The sequence below is a fragment of the Pseudarthrobacter sp. SORGH_AS 212 genome, from assembly GCF_030818145.1.
In the GTDB taxonomy this organism is placed as follows: Bacteria; Actinomycetota; Actinomycetes; order Actinomycetales; family Micrococcaceae; genus Arthrobacter.
Genome location: NZ_JAUTAA010000001.1, coordinates 1,045,267 through 1,059,103 on the forward strand (window position 1 = coordinate 1,045,267; position 13,837 = coordinate 1,059,103).

Consider the following 13,837-nt stretch of genomic DNA (forward strand, 5'->3'; position numbering starts at 1 on the left):
GGCCAGGGCAGCCTGCGCTGTCCCGCCGCGAGCGAAAGGCACAGCCATGAGCATCATCTCCGTCGATACCGAACTGCTGCAACTGAAGTCGGCCAGCGTCCAGGCCACGGTGGACAGGATCAGCACCGACGTCCAGTCCATGAAGCGCGGCCTCGACGAACTCCAGGGGTCCTGGCGGGGCTCCGCGGCCACGAACTTCCAGGCCTTGATCACCGAGTGGACCATCACGCAAGGCAGGGTAGAGGCCTCGCTGGCCTCCATCAATACAGCGCTGGCCTCCGCAGCGGCCACCTACGCCCAGGCGGAGCAGGGAAACACGCAGCGCTTCAGCTAGGCCCTTTATGCCTCCGGCGTGCCCTGGTGGAACCGCAGCCGCCAGCGGCCGCCGTCGAGCACCCACAGTGAGCTTCTCAGCGTGGTGCCGGAGCGGGCGAAGCTTCGGTAGGTCAGCAGGACAGCGCTGGTGCCGACGCGGTCGGTCCCCAGGATCTCGATATCGGTCCGCTCCCCCGGGTCTTCTTCGAGGGCCATCATCATGGCATCCCGGGTCCAGACCCGGCCCGAACTGCCGATCTCCATGAAGTCGGGGTGCAGCAGGACGGCTGTGCGGCCCATGTCGCCGCGGACGAGGGGACCCAGGAGTTCACGTTCGAGTTCCTCCACCTGCGCTTCCGCGGATGGCTCTGCCGTGCCGGGTTCGGTCTCGAAGGCTTCGCTTCCCAGCTCACTGAAAAGGTCCGGTTCGCTGAAAAGCTTTGGGTCGCCAAAGAGCCCGGGGTCAGTGAACAGATCCGGCTCCGGCTTGGCGGCAGGCCGTGCGGCAGCTGGTGGCATCGCCGAACGCTGCGATGCTGAATGGCCCGCTGCTGCACGCTCCGGGGCAGCAGGTTGTGCCGCCGAACGCTGCGATGCTGCAGGCTGATCGGTGGAAGGCTGCTCTGCGGCAACCCGTGTGGTGGCAGGCGCGCCGGCCTGCGCTGTTCCGCGGCCTCCGGATTCGTGCTGGTGGCCCTGGAATCCCGGCCCGGAACGGGCAGCGACCCCCTGCTGGTAAGCCGTGGCTGCCGCCCTGGCCCGTTCGTCGGCGGCCTCGTTGAGGTCATGGCCAGCATGGCCTTTCACCCACTCGAAGGTGTATTTGCGCCCGGCAAGCTCACGGTCGAGTTCCTTGAGGAGCTCAACATTAAGGACCGGCTTGCCGTCTGCCTTGCGCCAGCCCTTCCGCTTCCAGCCGGGCATCCACTTGGTGATCGAATTGATGACGTACTGGCTGTCGCACAGGATGTGGAGGTCCTCCTGCCGGACGTGCGCGGTTGCGCGCAGCAGGTCCAGCACTGCCATCAGCTCGCCCTGGTTGTTGGTTCCGTGGGGCCACCCGCCGGCACGCCAGCACTCGTCATTCACGTACCAGGCCCATCCGGCGGGGCCGGGGTTTCCCAAGGCCGAACCGTCAGCCGCTGCAGTAATCGTCACCGGTCCATCCTGCCAGACCGGCCCGACAATGCCTGAACGCTGCCGGGCGCAGCCGGGACCGCGCAGAAGCGGAAAGTCTTGCAGGATGAAAAAACCATTTCGGGAAAACGTTTACCCAAAACTATTGACTGCCCCTGACCAACAAGGACACAATCACTGTATCGAATGAGAAAACGCTTTCTCACTTGGGCGAAACGGCACGGACGCCGGCGCAACGCCCGGGAAAGCGCCTAAAGATTTCAGGAAGGCAGATCGATGACGATTCCAACCGTAAGCCGCCGAAGGTTCCAGCTGGGAGCTGCAGCTTTGGCAATTACGCTGCTGGCAACAGGCTGCGGCGCCTCGGGCAGTTCGGGCAGCGGCGATCAGGTCACCCTGCGGTTTGCCTGGTGGGGCAATGAATACCTCAACGCCCAGACAGAGAAGGTCATTGACGCGTTCGAAGCCAGCCACCCCAACATCAAGATCGAGTCCGAGCCCGGCGAATGGGGCGGCTACTGGGACAAGCTGGCCACCAAGACCGCCGCCAACGATGCCCCGGACGTTATCCAGATGGACCAGAAGTACATCGCGGAGTACGGCGGGCGGGGCGCACTCCTTGACCTGTCGAAGCAGGAGGGAGTCGATACTTCAAAGCTCGACAAGGAGGCCCTCGCCTCCGGACAGTACGATGGCGCCCAGTACGGCCTGAGCACCGGGCAGAACGCCTACGTCATCATGGCGAACACCAAAGTCTTTGAAGCGGCCAACGTCCCGGTCCCGGACGATACGAAGTGGACCTGGGACGAGTTCTTGGACATTGCAGCCAAGATCAGCGCCTCCGGCGACGGGAAGACGTACGGCGCGGCCTACGGCAGTAATGAGGCGGACCTCATCATCTGGCTGCGCCAGCACGGCCAGGACCTGTACTCGCAGGACGGGAAGCTGGACTTCGACACCGCCACCGCAGCATCGTTCTGGGAGCGGCTGAAGGAGCAGCGGGATTCAAAGGCCAGCCCACCAGCCACGGTAGCAACTGAAGACTCCGGCGCGGGCCTTGAAGAAAGCCTCTTCGGCACCAACCGCGTGGGCATGGCCTGGTGGTGGACCAATCAGCTCGGCTCCCTCGAGTCCACCACGGCCAGCCCCATCAAGATGCTGCGTGCGCCCAGCCAGGACGGCGCGTCAGCGAAGAACGGCATGTACTACAAGCCCACCATGTTCTGGTCCGCTTCGTCCCGCTCCAAGCACCCCAAGGAAGCGGCCGCCTTCATCGATTACCTCACCAACAGCCCCGAAGCGGGGGCCATCCTGATGACGGACCGCGGCGTGCCCACCAACGCTGCGATCGTGGACAGCATCACGCCCAGCCTGAAGCCGGCAGACACCACCGTGGTGTCCTTCCTCAAGGACATCGCTCCGGACATCAAGGACGCACCCCCTGTCCCGCCAGTGGGTGCCGGCAGCGTGCAGAACGTGATCAAGCGCTACACCGACGAAGTGCTGTATGACCGGCTGACTCCGCAGGCCGCCGCCGACGCCTTCAAGAAGGAAGTCGAAGGAATGCTCGCCAGCGCGAAGAAGTAGACCCGGCAGCACGGAAAACGCAGAATGCGGCCCCCTCCAAAGAGGGGGCCGCATTCTTGTATCAGCGGGACAGGTCCCGGACGGAAGGGCTAGAAGCCGCCCATTCCGCCCATGCCACCCATGTCGTCGCCGCCGGCAGGAGCAGCGTTCTTCTCGGGCTTGTCAGCAACAACTGCCTCGGTGGTGAGGAACAGGCCGGCAATGGAAGCCGCGTTCTGCAGGGCAGAGCGGGTCACCTTGACGGGGTCGTTGACGCCGGCCGCCAGCAGGTCGACGTACTCGCCGGTGGCTGCGTTGAGGCCGTGGCCGGCGGGCAGGCCGCGGACCTTGTCGACGACGACGCCGGGCTCGAGGCCGGCGTTGAACGCGATCTGCTTCAGCGGGGCGTCGATGGCAACGCGGACGATGTTCGCACCGGTTGCTTCGTCGCCGGACAGCTGCAGGTTGGCGAACGCCTTGGCGCCGGCCTGGATGAGGGCCACGCCGCCACCGGCGACGATGCCTTCCTCGACGGCAGCCTTGGCGTTGCGCACGGCGTCTTCGATGCGGTGCTTGCGCTCCTTGAGCTCAACCTCCGTGGCGGCACCGGCCTTGATGACTGCAACGCCGCCGGCCAGCTTGGCCAGGCGCTCCTGCAGCTTCTCGCGGTCGTAGTCGGAGTCGGAGTTCTCGATCTCGGCGCGGATCTGGGAAACCCGGCCGGCGATCTGGTCGGCGTCGCCTGCACCCTCGACGATGGTGGTCTCGTCCTTGGTCACAACAACCTTGCGTGCCTGGCCCAGGAGTTCGAGTCCAGCCGTTTCCAGCTTCAGGCCGACTTCTTCGGAGATGACCTGGCCGCCGGTGAGCACGGCAATGTCGACGAGCTGTGCCTTGCGGCGGTCACCGAAGCCCGGAGCCTTGACGGCGACGGACTTGAAGGTGCCACGGATCTTGTTGACGATCAGGGTGGCCAGGGCCTCACCCTCGATGTCTTCGGCGATGATCAGCAGCGGCTTGTTGGACTGCATGACCTTTTCCAGGACAGCAACCAGTTCCTTGACGTTGGAGATCTTGGAGTTGACGATCAGGATGTACGGATCCTCAAGGACCGTTTCCTGGCGCTCAGCGTCGGTGACGAAGTAGGCGGAGATGTAACCCTTGTCGAAGCGCATGCCTTCGGTGAGTTCCAGTTCCAGGCCGAAGGTGTTGGACTCCTCGACCGTGATGACGCCTTCCTTGCCCACCTTGTCCAGGGCTTCGGCGATGAGGGCACCGATCTCGTCGTCACCGGCGGAGATGGAGGCGGTGGCCGCGATCTCTTCCTTGGTTTCGATTTCCTTGGCGGAGTTCAGCAGCTCGGCGGTGACGGCCTCAACGGCCTTTTCGATGCCGCGCTTGAGGGACAGCGGGTCGGCGCCGGCGGCAACGTTGCGCAGGCCTTCCTTGACCAGGGCCTGGGCCAGCACGGTAGCCGTGGTGGTGCCGTCGCCTGCGACGTCGTCAGTCTTCTTGGCAACTTCCTTGACCAGCTCGGCGCCGATCTTCTCGTAGGGATCGTCCAGCTCGATCTCCTTGGCGATGGAAACACCATCGTTGGTGATCGTGGGGGCGCCCCACTTCTTTTCGAGGACGACGTTGCGTCCACGCGGGCCGAGGGTGACCTTAACGGCGTCGGCGAGGATGTTCAGGCCCCGCTCAAGGCCGCGGCGTGCCTCTTCATCAAATGCAATGATCTTGGCCATAACGGCAATAGTCCTTTCGGGACAGTCGTTAAGAATGAACCTCAGCTGCAGTGCCCGCGACGGACGGTTCCTGAACGGCAGCCTCTGTATGCCTCCGCGTGGGAACCTCACTCCAGTAAGGTGTTTCTTCGCTCCTCGGCCGATGCCGGGCGCCGCCGGCTTAACCGGGCGTTGCCTTTAGCAGTCGGTACGTCAGAGTGCTAACTCAATAATTAGCACTCCCCCGGTGAGAGTGCAAGCGAAAGTGACCACCGGGTCCGCGTTTATGGCCCGTATTCGCCGAGGGCGATCAGCTGCCGCCGCGGCCGGCGGTTTCGCGGCCTGTTGCCGTTGGGATGTTGTCGCTGCCATAGGTGAACACCGTGAAGGCAGCGGAGGTGATATCCCCGTTGGTGTCGAAGGCGATGGGACCTGACTCGCCGTCGTAGTTGATGCCGGCCCCTGAGGCGAGGGCGGGCAGGCAGTCCTTGTAGGTGGTGCAGGGCGCCGCTGCAGTGGCTTGGGATTCGGCGGCGGTCCCGCCGGAGACGGCCACGAGGTTGGCAGCGATGGAGGGGCCGGCGTCATCCTGCGCTCGCGCCGCCGCCAGGGCAGCGAGGGTTACCGCATCGAACGTTTCCGCAGCATACGAAACATCTTTCAGTCCCTCGTCCACGCCCAACAGGCGGGCCTGGAAGGCGGCGCTGGGAAGCTGACCGGACACTACGGCCCTGGAGCCGTCCAGCGCCTTGGTCCCGAGTTTCGATCCGTAGCGCGCGAACGCTCCATCGCTGAGCAGCAGGCCGGCCCCGGAGAGCCCCGCGTTGTTGAGTTCCGCCAGTGCCCCCTGCGACCCTTCGCGGGCAACCACGACGACGGCATCCGGCTTCGCGGCCCCGGCTTTCCGGGCGGCGTCCCCGGCCTCGCCGGCGGCAAACCCGGCGTTGTCCAGGACCTGCAGCCCGGCCCCTGCGGCGGCGTCGGCAACTGCGGCAGCAACTTCCTTGCCGTAGGTACCCTCCTGGTGGAGGATGGCGATGGTCTTGGCGCCCCCGTCCTTGGCGAGCTTGGCCAGGACGGGTCCCTGCGCAACGTCCGCGGCCGTGGTCCGGAAGTAGTAGCCGCCCGATTCGGCGCTGCTGAGGCCTGCGGCGGTGTTGGCGGGCGATATCAGTGGGGTCCGCGCCCGGGACAGGACATCGATAGCCTCGGTGGCGTGGCTTGAATCGGTGGGACCGATCACCACGTCCGCCTTGTCGGAGACCAGCGCGTGGGCCTGCGCGGCGGTATCCCCGCCGGCCTGGACGGGAAGGAGTTCCACGGGCCTGCCCTTATGGCCGCCGGCGGCATTGATTTCGCGGACGGCAAGCTGGGCCGCGGCGAGCTGGGAGGTATTGAGGAAGCTGCTGTCCCCGGTGTTGTCCAGGATCAGCCCTACACGGAGGACTCCGTCGCCGGACGCTTCCACGGTGTCCACACGGGCATTGCCGGTAACTCCGGAGCAGGCACTGAGGGCCAGGACGGCAGCAAGGGATGCGGCAAACACCGGTCGACGGCGGTCCGCTGGGCGGGGAGGATGCATCACCCGGCGGGCCGGACGCTTTCGGCCTGCGGGCCTTTTTCGCCTTCCCCGACTTCAAGTTCCACCCGCTGGCCCTCATCGAGCGCCCGGTAGCCTTCACCCTGAATTGCCGACCAATGCACGAAGACATCGTCCCCGGAACCGTCCACGGTGATGAAACCGTAGCCCTTTTCGGCGTTGAACCATTTGACGGTTCCCAGTGCCATGATGACCCACTCTTTCCGTTGAGACCGGAGGACCCCTGCTGCGGTGCCGAGTCATTGACGTGCGTTGCGGGGACCGGGCAGGAGCCTGGATTTCACTCTAGCCAAAGGCTGCCCCGTCCTGCAGGCGGCCGGCAGCGGGTGCGGTAAACGTTATTCAGGCGTGACCGCCGGAATTTTGTCCGGGGTTAGCGGTAGCCGGGCCCCAGGACGACCACCAGCGGCACCTGGAATTCGGTGCTCGCCACTACGGTGGGCACGCCCAGCAGGTTGGCCAGCTCGCGCGCATTGGCTGCTTGGTCCGCCCCGGCGTAGTACACCGTGGAGCCCTGCTGCGGGGCGCCGGCCCAGTTGCCCACCTGCCCCAGCGTCCAGCCCGCCGCCTTCACCGTTCCGCCCACCCGGCTGGCGAGTCCGGATGTTCCGGCAGCGTTGTAAACGGCCACCGGCTGGGTCTTGTCCAGTTCCGGCCCCACCGACGCCGTGGCGCTGGGCTCGGGTTCCGGCTCGGCGGTGCTTTCGGCACTGGGGTCCGTGGATGGCTCGGCCGAAGCCGACGGTTCGGATGCCTTGTCCGCAGCGGCGGAAGGCGTGGCGCCTGTGTCAGCCAGCGGCGCCTCGGACACGACCGCCGAGGCCTGGCTTTCGGTCCCGCCAAGGCCCAGCTTGGGCAGGATCAGGAAGGACACCAGGCCGATGGCCAGGGCCGCAATGCCAACGGCAAGGATGGGCCACAGCCGCACGCGGGACGGTGCGGTCGCCGTCCGGTGGACACCTTGTCGCGATGCTGTCTCCGGGACCTTGTCGAATTCATCGCGGGCGTATTTGGTCATGGTGGGATGGATCCTTGCTGGTGGCTGCTGAAAAGGCGGGCGTCCTAGGCGTCGGATCCCAGTCGCCGCGCAGTGCGTGCACGGTGGCGCGACGTACGTAGTCTACGCAATCGCTTAACCAGCATGGGATCGTGGGCCAGCGCATCTTCCCTGTCGATCAGGGCATTCAACACCTGGTAGTAGTGCGTTGCGGAGAGGTCGAAGAGTTCCCTGACGGCCTGCTCCTTGGCTCCGGCGTACTTCCACCACTGCCGCTCCAGGGCAAGGATCTGCTGCTCACGCTCGGTCAGCGGCGAATCCTTGAGGGTGAAGTCTGCCAACAGTGAGTTGGCCTCGCCGTCTCCCCCGCCGCCCTCCGGCAGGTAACCGGTCAGTTGTTCCCGGGCCGGTTCAGCCACGGCGCACTCCTTCACTGGTTACGGAAAATGTCTCACCCCCATGCTACGGACGAATAACAGCGTTGTCATTTGGCATCCCACTCCGCCCCCGGGCCCGTTCCGCGCGTCCAGTGCCCTGCAAGAATGGGACGGTGGCTGAATCAGATGCGTTGTTCGAACTGGAACCGGAGCCCCTGCCCGGCGGTGGATTCGCTGAACTTGCCGGGCTGCCGCTGGAGAGGCTCGTTGCCCCCGACTGGGCAGCCGCCCTTTCCGGCGTGGAAGCCGAACTCCGGCAGGTGCTGGCCTTCCTGGCTGCGGAGGAGTCCGCCGGGCGCCATGTCCTCCCGGCGCCGTCGAACGTCCTGCGCGCCTTCGGCCAACCGCTGGCGGACGTCAAAGTACTGATCGTGGGACAGGACCCCTACCCCACGCCGGGACACGCCGTCGGCCTCTCCTTTGCCGTGGACGGGCAGGTGCGGCCCATCCCCCGCAGCCTTGCCAACATCTACCGGGAACTGGAATCCGACCTGGGCCTGCCGCCGCGGATCCATGGCGACCTCTCCGCCTGGGCCGGCCAGGGCGTGCTGCTCCTGAACCGGGTCATGAGTGTCCGCGCCGGGGCGGCCGGGTCGCACCGGGGCAAGGGCTGGGAGAGGGTTACGACGGCGGCAGTCACCGCCCTCGCGGCCCGCACCTCTGCGGACGGGTCACCCCTGCCGCTGGTTGCGGTGCTGTGGGGCAAGGACGCCGAGTCGGTGCGCCCGTTGCTGGCCGGCCGGCCGGCCGTGTCCAGCGCCCACCCCAGCCCGCTGTCGGCATCGAGGGGCTTCTTCGGTTCCCGGCCCTTCAGCGGGGTGAACCGGCTGCTGCAGGAGCAGGGTGCCGAGGCCGTAACCTGGGAACTCCCGCCTTTGCCCTAGCTTAGGCTTGCCTTATGAGCACTGTTCCCGCCGCCGCCGGCGCCCCGAAAAAGAGCCGCCCCCAGGTCACCCTCACGGTACTGAGGAGGGAGTCGTTGTCCCCCCATATGGTGCGGATTGTGGCCGGTGGTGACGGCTTCGGGGATTTCGTGAACAACAGCTTCGCTGACCGGTACGTCAAGATCATCTTCCCGCAGCCCGGCGTGGAATACCCCGCTTCCTTTGATCTGGCCACCATCCGCGAAACCATGCCGCGGGAGCAGTGGCCCACCACCCGCACCTACACCATCCGCCGGGTCGATCCTGAGGCACGCGAGCTTGCCATCGACTTCGTGGTCCACGGGGATGAAGGGCTGGCCGGCCCGTGGGCGGCTGCTGCGGAACCGGGCGACACCCTGACGTTCACTGGCCCCGGGGGCGCGTACAACCCCAACCCCGACGCCGACTGGTACCTGTTCGCCGGTGACGAGGCCGCATTGCCGGCCATCGCAGCGAGCCTGGAGGCACTGCCTGCGGGGGCCACGGGGCTGGCGTTCCTTGAAGTGGATACCGAGGCCGACATCCAGCCCGTTTCTGCCCCGGCCGGAGTACGGGTCGAGTGGCTGACCCGCAACGGGGAACCGGCCGGTGCCAGCCGCTTGCTCGTGGACGCCGTGGCCGGTGCGAAATGGCTTTCCGGGACGGTGGACGTCTTTGCCCATGGAGAGCGCGGCTACATGAAGGCGCTGCGGGATGTCTTCTTCGCCCAGCGGGGACTTGAGCGCAGCCAGGTATCGCTGTCCGGCTACTGGGCCCAGGGCCGGGTCGAGGATGTCTTCCAGGCGGAGAAGAAGCTCCCCGTCGGTAAAATCTAGCGGCACATCCCGGCGCGAACCGAGCAACAAAAGCGCGCCCCGGGCAGGAGCCCGGGGCGCGCTTTTGTTGGACCTTCCCGAGCCTAGCGGCGCCGGGCTCGCCGGCGTTCATTGCTGGCCAGGCTGCGGGTGAACGGGCGGGCCAGGGTGTCGCCCAGAACGATGCCGCCCGCGGTGCCCAGGACGATGGCCCCGGCGCTGAGCATCCCGCCGGCACCGAGCAGGATTTCCGATTCCTCGATGGTGAGCACGTACATGGACCGGAAGATCGTCAGGCCCGGCAACAGGATCAGTGCTGCGGGGACTGCCACCACCAGTTGCGGGGCTCCCATGCGCAGTGCCAGCACCCGGGCCAGCAGGCCGATCACCACGGCCGCCAGTGCAGGCGCGAACCGGTCGCCGATGCCCAGCAGTCCGCCGCCCAGCAGCACCAGGTAGCCGATGACTCCCACAGCTGCGGTGGGCAGCAGCAGCTGCCAGCTGGTCTGCTCGGTGATGCCAATGGCCATCACGGCCACCGCCACGAAGATGATGAGGACCCACAGGTCGTAGGCGGGCGGGAACGTTTCGGTGACGTCGATCCGCTGCGCACCGGTCAGCTCGCCCACTACGAAGGCGACGGCGATGCCTGCCACGATGGCGCCGAACGTCAGGAGCGTTGAGAGGAAACGTCCGGCGGCCGTGACGGGGAAGCCGTTAATGGCATCCTGCACCGAGGAGACCAGGCGGCCTGTGGGCAGCAGCAGGAGGATGCCGCCCACCACCACGATGGCCGGCGAGGTGGTAAGGCCGAACTGCCAGAGCAGCAGCGCCAGCTGGGTGACCACGAAGGAACAGCTCGCCGTGATGAAGAAGTCAGGGACCCGCCAGCGTCCCAGCTGGCGGGCCAGGAGGCTGATGCCGATGTTGGCTGCGAAGGCGATGCCGGAGGATACTGGCCCGCCGCCGAGCACGCCCACGAACACAGCGGCGAAGACACCGAAGGCCGAGGTAACCATCCAGCGCGGAAAGGGCTTGGGGCTGGTGATGATTTCGTTGAGGCGCCTGATGGCCTCGTCGCGGCCCACTCCCCCGGCCACGATGTCGGTGACCAGCTGGTGCACCCTGGCCAGGCCGGCGTAATTGTTGGTCCAGGACCGCACCACGCGCAGCAGTGCGATGGGCGGCTGGTCCTTGGGGGCGTAATTGATGCCGACGGACTGGTTGGTGATGTCCACTTCGACGTATTTCAGCCCCAGTGCGGCCGTGACGGCGATAATGCTGGTCTCCACTTCGAGGGCGCCGGCGCCGTAGCGGAACATGGTTTCAGCGAGGTGGAGGACAAAGTCCAGGGTCTTGCGGGCCGACGCGTCCACGCCGCTCACCTGGATGGTGGGGTTGGCGTAGGGGCTGCCGGTCAGCCTGTCCACGATGCTCAGCGGCGCGGTGGGAGGGTTCTCGCCCTGCACGAGCCGGCGCAGCATCTTCTTCGCCGCAGCGTTCTGGCGGACCTGGGCGGCCGTCAGCGGTTCGGTTTTGGGCAGGGCTTCGGTGCGGGGCAGCGCCCGTGCCGGCCCGGTGGGCGGGCGGTCCTTGGCGCCGGTTGGTTGAGCTTTGGGATGATCGCGCCGGTCGGCCATGATCTCCTCCTCCCTGATGCGCTGGTGTGGTGCGCTGGTGCGGATGTGTGGGTCAGGCGCGCTTGATCGGAAGCTTGCCCAGCAGGGTGCGGGCCGCCGCCGCGGCGGACCTGGCCAGCCTGTTGGCGTGGAAGGCTGCGGGACGGACCGGCATCACAAAGTCGCCCACGAGTTGGACCACTTCGCCGCCGAAGCCCTTCTTGAATTCGTACCCGCCGTGGCCCTCTTGGTCCTGCCCGGAGATGCCGAAGGTTCCGTAGAAGTTGTACCTCGGGTACCCCTTCTCAAGGGCGTGCAGCATCATGCCCCAATACAGCGAGGTGGCGCCATTGAAATAGATGTAGTCCTGCACGGTGCCGCCGATCACGCACACCACCTCGTCGCCGTAGCAGACGAAGTGGATGGCGGCCACGGTGGCCACGCCCACGGAGTCCGGGAAGCGTTCGATGTCCTTGAGGCTGCGCTCGTAGCTGTCCACCAGGTCCTGGACCACTTTGAGCCGGTTGGCTTTCTTCTTGCTGCCCGTCTCCTCGACGTCGCGCCGAAGCTCAGCGGCCGTGGCCGATTCGGCTTCGAGCCGTTCGGTGATGGACCGGCGGTAGGCCGGGATGTCGATCTTGGCCATCATGAGCTTGGTGAATTCCGGCGACGTGGTGCGGAGCAGGTTCTCGTAGTACTCCCGTTCCCGGTAGACGAAGCCCTTCTCGTCGCCGGCCCGGCTCAGCGCGCCGTAAAAGTCGTCCAGGGTTTCCAGCGTGGCCTGCTCCAGGAACACACCGTTCTTTTCGGCCTTGCGGATGGCTTTTCGGGTGCGGTAGCTGGTGCCCATGATCAGCTCTTCCGGGTCCGCGATGCCCTGGAGGTTCTTGACGAACATCCAGTTAACGTTCACGAAGTTCATCTCCAGGCCCTGGTGCCGGAATCCCAGGCCGCCGAGCCGCGCCACCAGCGGCCGGTTGTCAGTGGTTTCCGGGTGCTCGGCCCCGTCCTCGTCGCGGGCAATGTACTTCAGGTTCGGTGAGATCCGCAGTTCGGCAGCCTTGCGCTCGGCCGCGCGCTTGCGGAGAAGTACGACGACGTCACGCACCAGGGCAGGGTCCGTGTAGTCCATCAGGGGTCCCTTGGCGCATTCGCACACGGTGTACCCGAGGCGCGCGGTGGTGAAGTTCAGTTTCCCGGCGGCCACGAGTTCTCCGTTGCGGCGGATACCGAACAGTTCCACCTGCTGTCCGCGGGCGCGCTGGAAGCGGGTGAAATCGGCCGACTGCAGGAAACTGTTTTGCGGATGCTTGAGGGCGAACGCCTCAAACTCGTCGTCGCTGAGGACCGTGTATTCGGGAGCGGTGGTGGAAACCTGGTTCAAGGGATTACCTTTTCTGGAACTTGTCGCGGGCCTGCCTGGCAGGTGCTGGGGCGGGAGCGTCGTCTTCCGTGCCGTGGGGTACCAGGCAGCGGACCGGGGGGACTGGTCAGTAGAACTGCTGGCCGGTGCGCGCCGTTTCAATCCGGCGGAACACCCGCTCACCGCCCTTGACCCACAGCCGGTGCCGGAGGGGAGAAAGAACGTAGTCGTGGCACCCCACAAAGTCGGTGACGGTCTTGGTGAAGCTGGTCTTGAACATCCCCATGCCGTACAGGTTGTGGCTCTTGTCCTTGATCCGTGATGCCGGTGGCGTGCCGCAGAAGTCGTACTCGGTGCAGCCCAGTTCCTGCATCCTCCGGATGGCGGACCACTGGACCAGGTGCGAGTCGCCGTACTGTTTGCGGTTTTGCGTGGAGCCGCCGTCCTTATAGGTTGCCTTGGCACCGTAGTTGATGACGAACGCACCGACGCTGGGCTTTCCGTCTTCGTAGGTGAAGAAGAAGTTGCCCTGGCCGCGGTTGCAGAATTCGTCCCAGAACTGCGCGTAGTACTCGTAGCTGCGCAGAGGCATGGATCCCTTGGCCTTTACGGTGTCGGCCATGAGGTCGTAGAGGGCACGGTAGGTTTCGGGCCCCGGTTCCCGGCGAACTACCTCGCAGCCTTCCCTTTCGGCGCGCCGGACGGCGTTGCGGGCGCGGGAGGAGATGGCCTTGAGGACTTCCTCGTCCGTACCGGAGATGTCCAGCAGCGCCGTGGAGTCGTTGGACTGGATGTTGGGGGCCTTGGCCAGGCCGGCGTCAGCCAGCGTGGCGCGGGCGGCATCGGAATCCACGATGTCCGGCTCGATCTTGATAGTGAACACGTTGAGCCTGCGCTCCCGGACCAGGGCGGCACAGGACTCCAACGCCGCTTTGAGGTGGCTGGCGTCGGCGAGGTCCGGGCCCTTGATGAGATACCAGAGCCGTCCCAGCAGCGGAACGGCCTTCTCCAGGACCAGGTTGTAGCTGGCGGTCCCGCCGCCTTCCAGCACCAGGAAGCGGACCTTCCAGCCGCTGCCGTTCTTCACGGACGCGTAGGCCGCCGACTGCAGCATGTTGCCGCCGTTGGGGTTGGCCGTGACGTGCTTGTCCCAGTTTTCAATTTCCTCGGCTGTGGCAAAACGTGCGGTGAATTCTGGCAAGGGGGCCGTGTCCAATCGGGGTTGATGCTCGGTGCTGTTCTCGGTGCTGCTGTTGCCGTTCCTGCGCGGACATGCAGCCTCAAGTCTAAAGCCTGCGGCGGTCCGGGCCGCGCCCGGGGAACTTGGCGGACGGCCGTCCGGCGGGCCCTGGACCCCTCCGC

Annotated in this window: 13 protein-coding genes; 4 read left to right on the plus strand and 9 right to left on the minus strand. The window is 66.0% G+C overall.

What is annotated here, in order from left to right:
* Window positions 1-46 precede the first annotated feature (46 nt).
* Window positions 47-334, plus strand: a complete 288-nt coding sequence (locus QE394_RS04650) for a WXG100 family type VII secretion target (protein ID WP_056083737.1) — start codon at window positions 47-49, stop codon at window positions 332-334.
* Window positions 335-339: 5 nt separating this feature from the next.
* Here QE394_RS04650 and QE394_RS04655 read toward each other — a convergent pair whose 3' ends face one another.
* Window positions 340-1,473, minus strand: coding sequence for an RNase H family protein (locus QE394_RS04655; RefSeq protein ID WP_349033858.1), 1,134 nt, complete (start codon window positions 1,471-1,473; stop codon window positions 340-342).
* A gap of 255 nt (window positions 1,474-1,728) precedes the next feature.
* Between QE394_RS04655 and QE394_RS04660 the strand changes: the two genes are divergently transcribed.
* A complete protein-coding gene (locus tag QE394_RS04660) occupies window positions 1,729-3,039 on the plus strand; it encodes a sugar ABC transporter substrate-binding protein (RefSeq protein WP_261620682.1) in 1,311 nt (436 codons plus the stop codon).
* A gap of 89 nt (window positions 3,040-3,128) precedes the next feature.
* Here the strand turns inward: QE394_RS04660 and groL are convergent, their stop codons facing one another.
* The 5 genes from groL to QE394_RS04685 all read right to left on the minus strand — a co-directional run bounded on the left by groL (window position 3,129) and on the right by QE394_RS04685 (window position 7,758).
* A complete protein-coding gene (gene groL / locus QE394_RS04665) occupies window positions 3,129-4,763 on the minus strand; it encodes a chaperonin GroEL (protein WP_349033859.1) in 1,635 nt (544 codons plus the stop codon).
* A gap of 289 nt (window positions 4,764-5,052) precedes the next feature.
* Complete coding sequence (locus QE394_RS04670; protein ID WP_349033860.1) at window positions 5,053-6,324, minus strand: ABC transporter substrate-binding protein; 1,272 nt, start codon at window positions 6,322-6,324, stop codon at window positions 5,053-5,055.
* Window positions 6,324-6,530, minus strand: a complete 207-nt coding sequence (locus tag QE394_RS04675) for a cold-shock protein (RefSeq protein WP_261620684.1) — start codon at window positions 6,528-6,530, stop codon at window positions 6,324-6,326. Before QE394_RS04675 ends, QE394_RS04670 begins: the two co-directional genes overlap by 1 nt.
* Before the next feature lie 185 nt (window positions 6,531-6,715).
* Entirely contained in the window at window positions 6,716-7,360 is a 645-nt protein-coding gene (locus QE394_RS04680) for a LytR C-terminal domain-containing protein (RefSeq protein ID WP_056083719.1), read from the minus strand.
* A gap of 44 nt (window positions 7,361-7,404) precedes the next feature.
* On the minus strand, window positions 7,405-7,758 hold the full coding sequence (locus tag QE394_RS04685; protein WP_056083715.1) for a DUF3263 domain-containing protein: 354 nt from the start codon (window positions 7,756-7,758) through the stop codon (window positions 7,405-7,407).
* Between the two features lie 131 nt (window positions 7,759-7,889).
* Between QE394_RS04685 and QE394_RS04690 the strand changes: the two genes are divergently transcribed.
* A complete protein-coding gene (locus QE394_RS04690; protein ID WP_349033861.1) occupies window positions 7,890-8,660 on the plus strand; it encodes a uracil-DNA glycosylase in 771 nt (256 codons plus the stop codon).
* Between the two features lie 14 nt (window positions 8,661-8,674).
* Entirely contained in the window at window positions 8,675-9,514 is an 840-nt protein-coding gene (locus QE394_RS04695) for a siderophore-interacting protein (protein WP_349033862.1), read from the plus strand.
* An 83-nt stretch (window positions 9,515-9,597) separates the two neighbouring features.
* Here QE394_RS04695 and QE394_RS04700 read toward each other — a convergent pair whose 3' ends face one another.
* The 3 genes from QE394_RS04700 to QE394_RS04710 form a co-directional block, all read right to left on the minus strand.
* Window positions 9,598-11,133: a threonine/serine exporter family protein gene (locus QE394_RS04700; RefSeq protein WP_261621200.1), complete on the minus strand. Its 1,536-nt coding sequence runs from the start codon at window positions 11,131-11,133 to the stop codon at window positions 9,598-9,600.
* Between the two features lie 52 nt (window positions 11,134-11,185).
* Window positions 11,186-12,496 (minus strand): peptidoglycan bridge formation glycyltransferase FemA/FemB family protein, encoded by a 1,311-nt coding sequence (locus tag QE394_RS04705; RefSeq protein ID WP_349033863.1) that lies wholly within the window; start codon window positions 12,494-12,496, stop codon window positions 11,186-11,188.
* A 106-nt stretch (window positions 12,497-12,602) separates the two neighbouring features.
* Window positions 12,603-13,676, minus strand: a complete 1,074-nt coding sequence (locus tag QE394_RS04710) for a peptidoglycan bridge formation glycyltransferase FemA/FemB family protein (RefSeq protein ID WP_349033864.1) — start codon at window positions 13,674-13,676, stop codon at window positions 12,603-12,605.
* Between the last annotated feature and the right edge of the window lie 161 nt (window positions 13,677-13,837).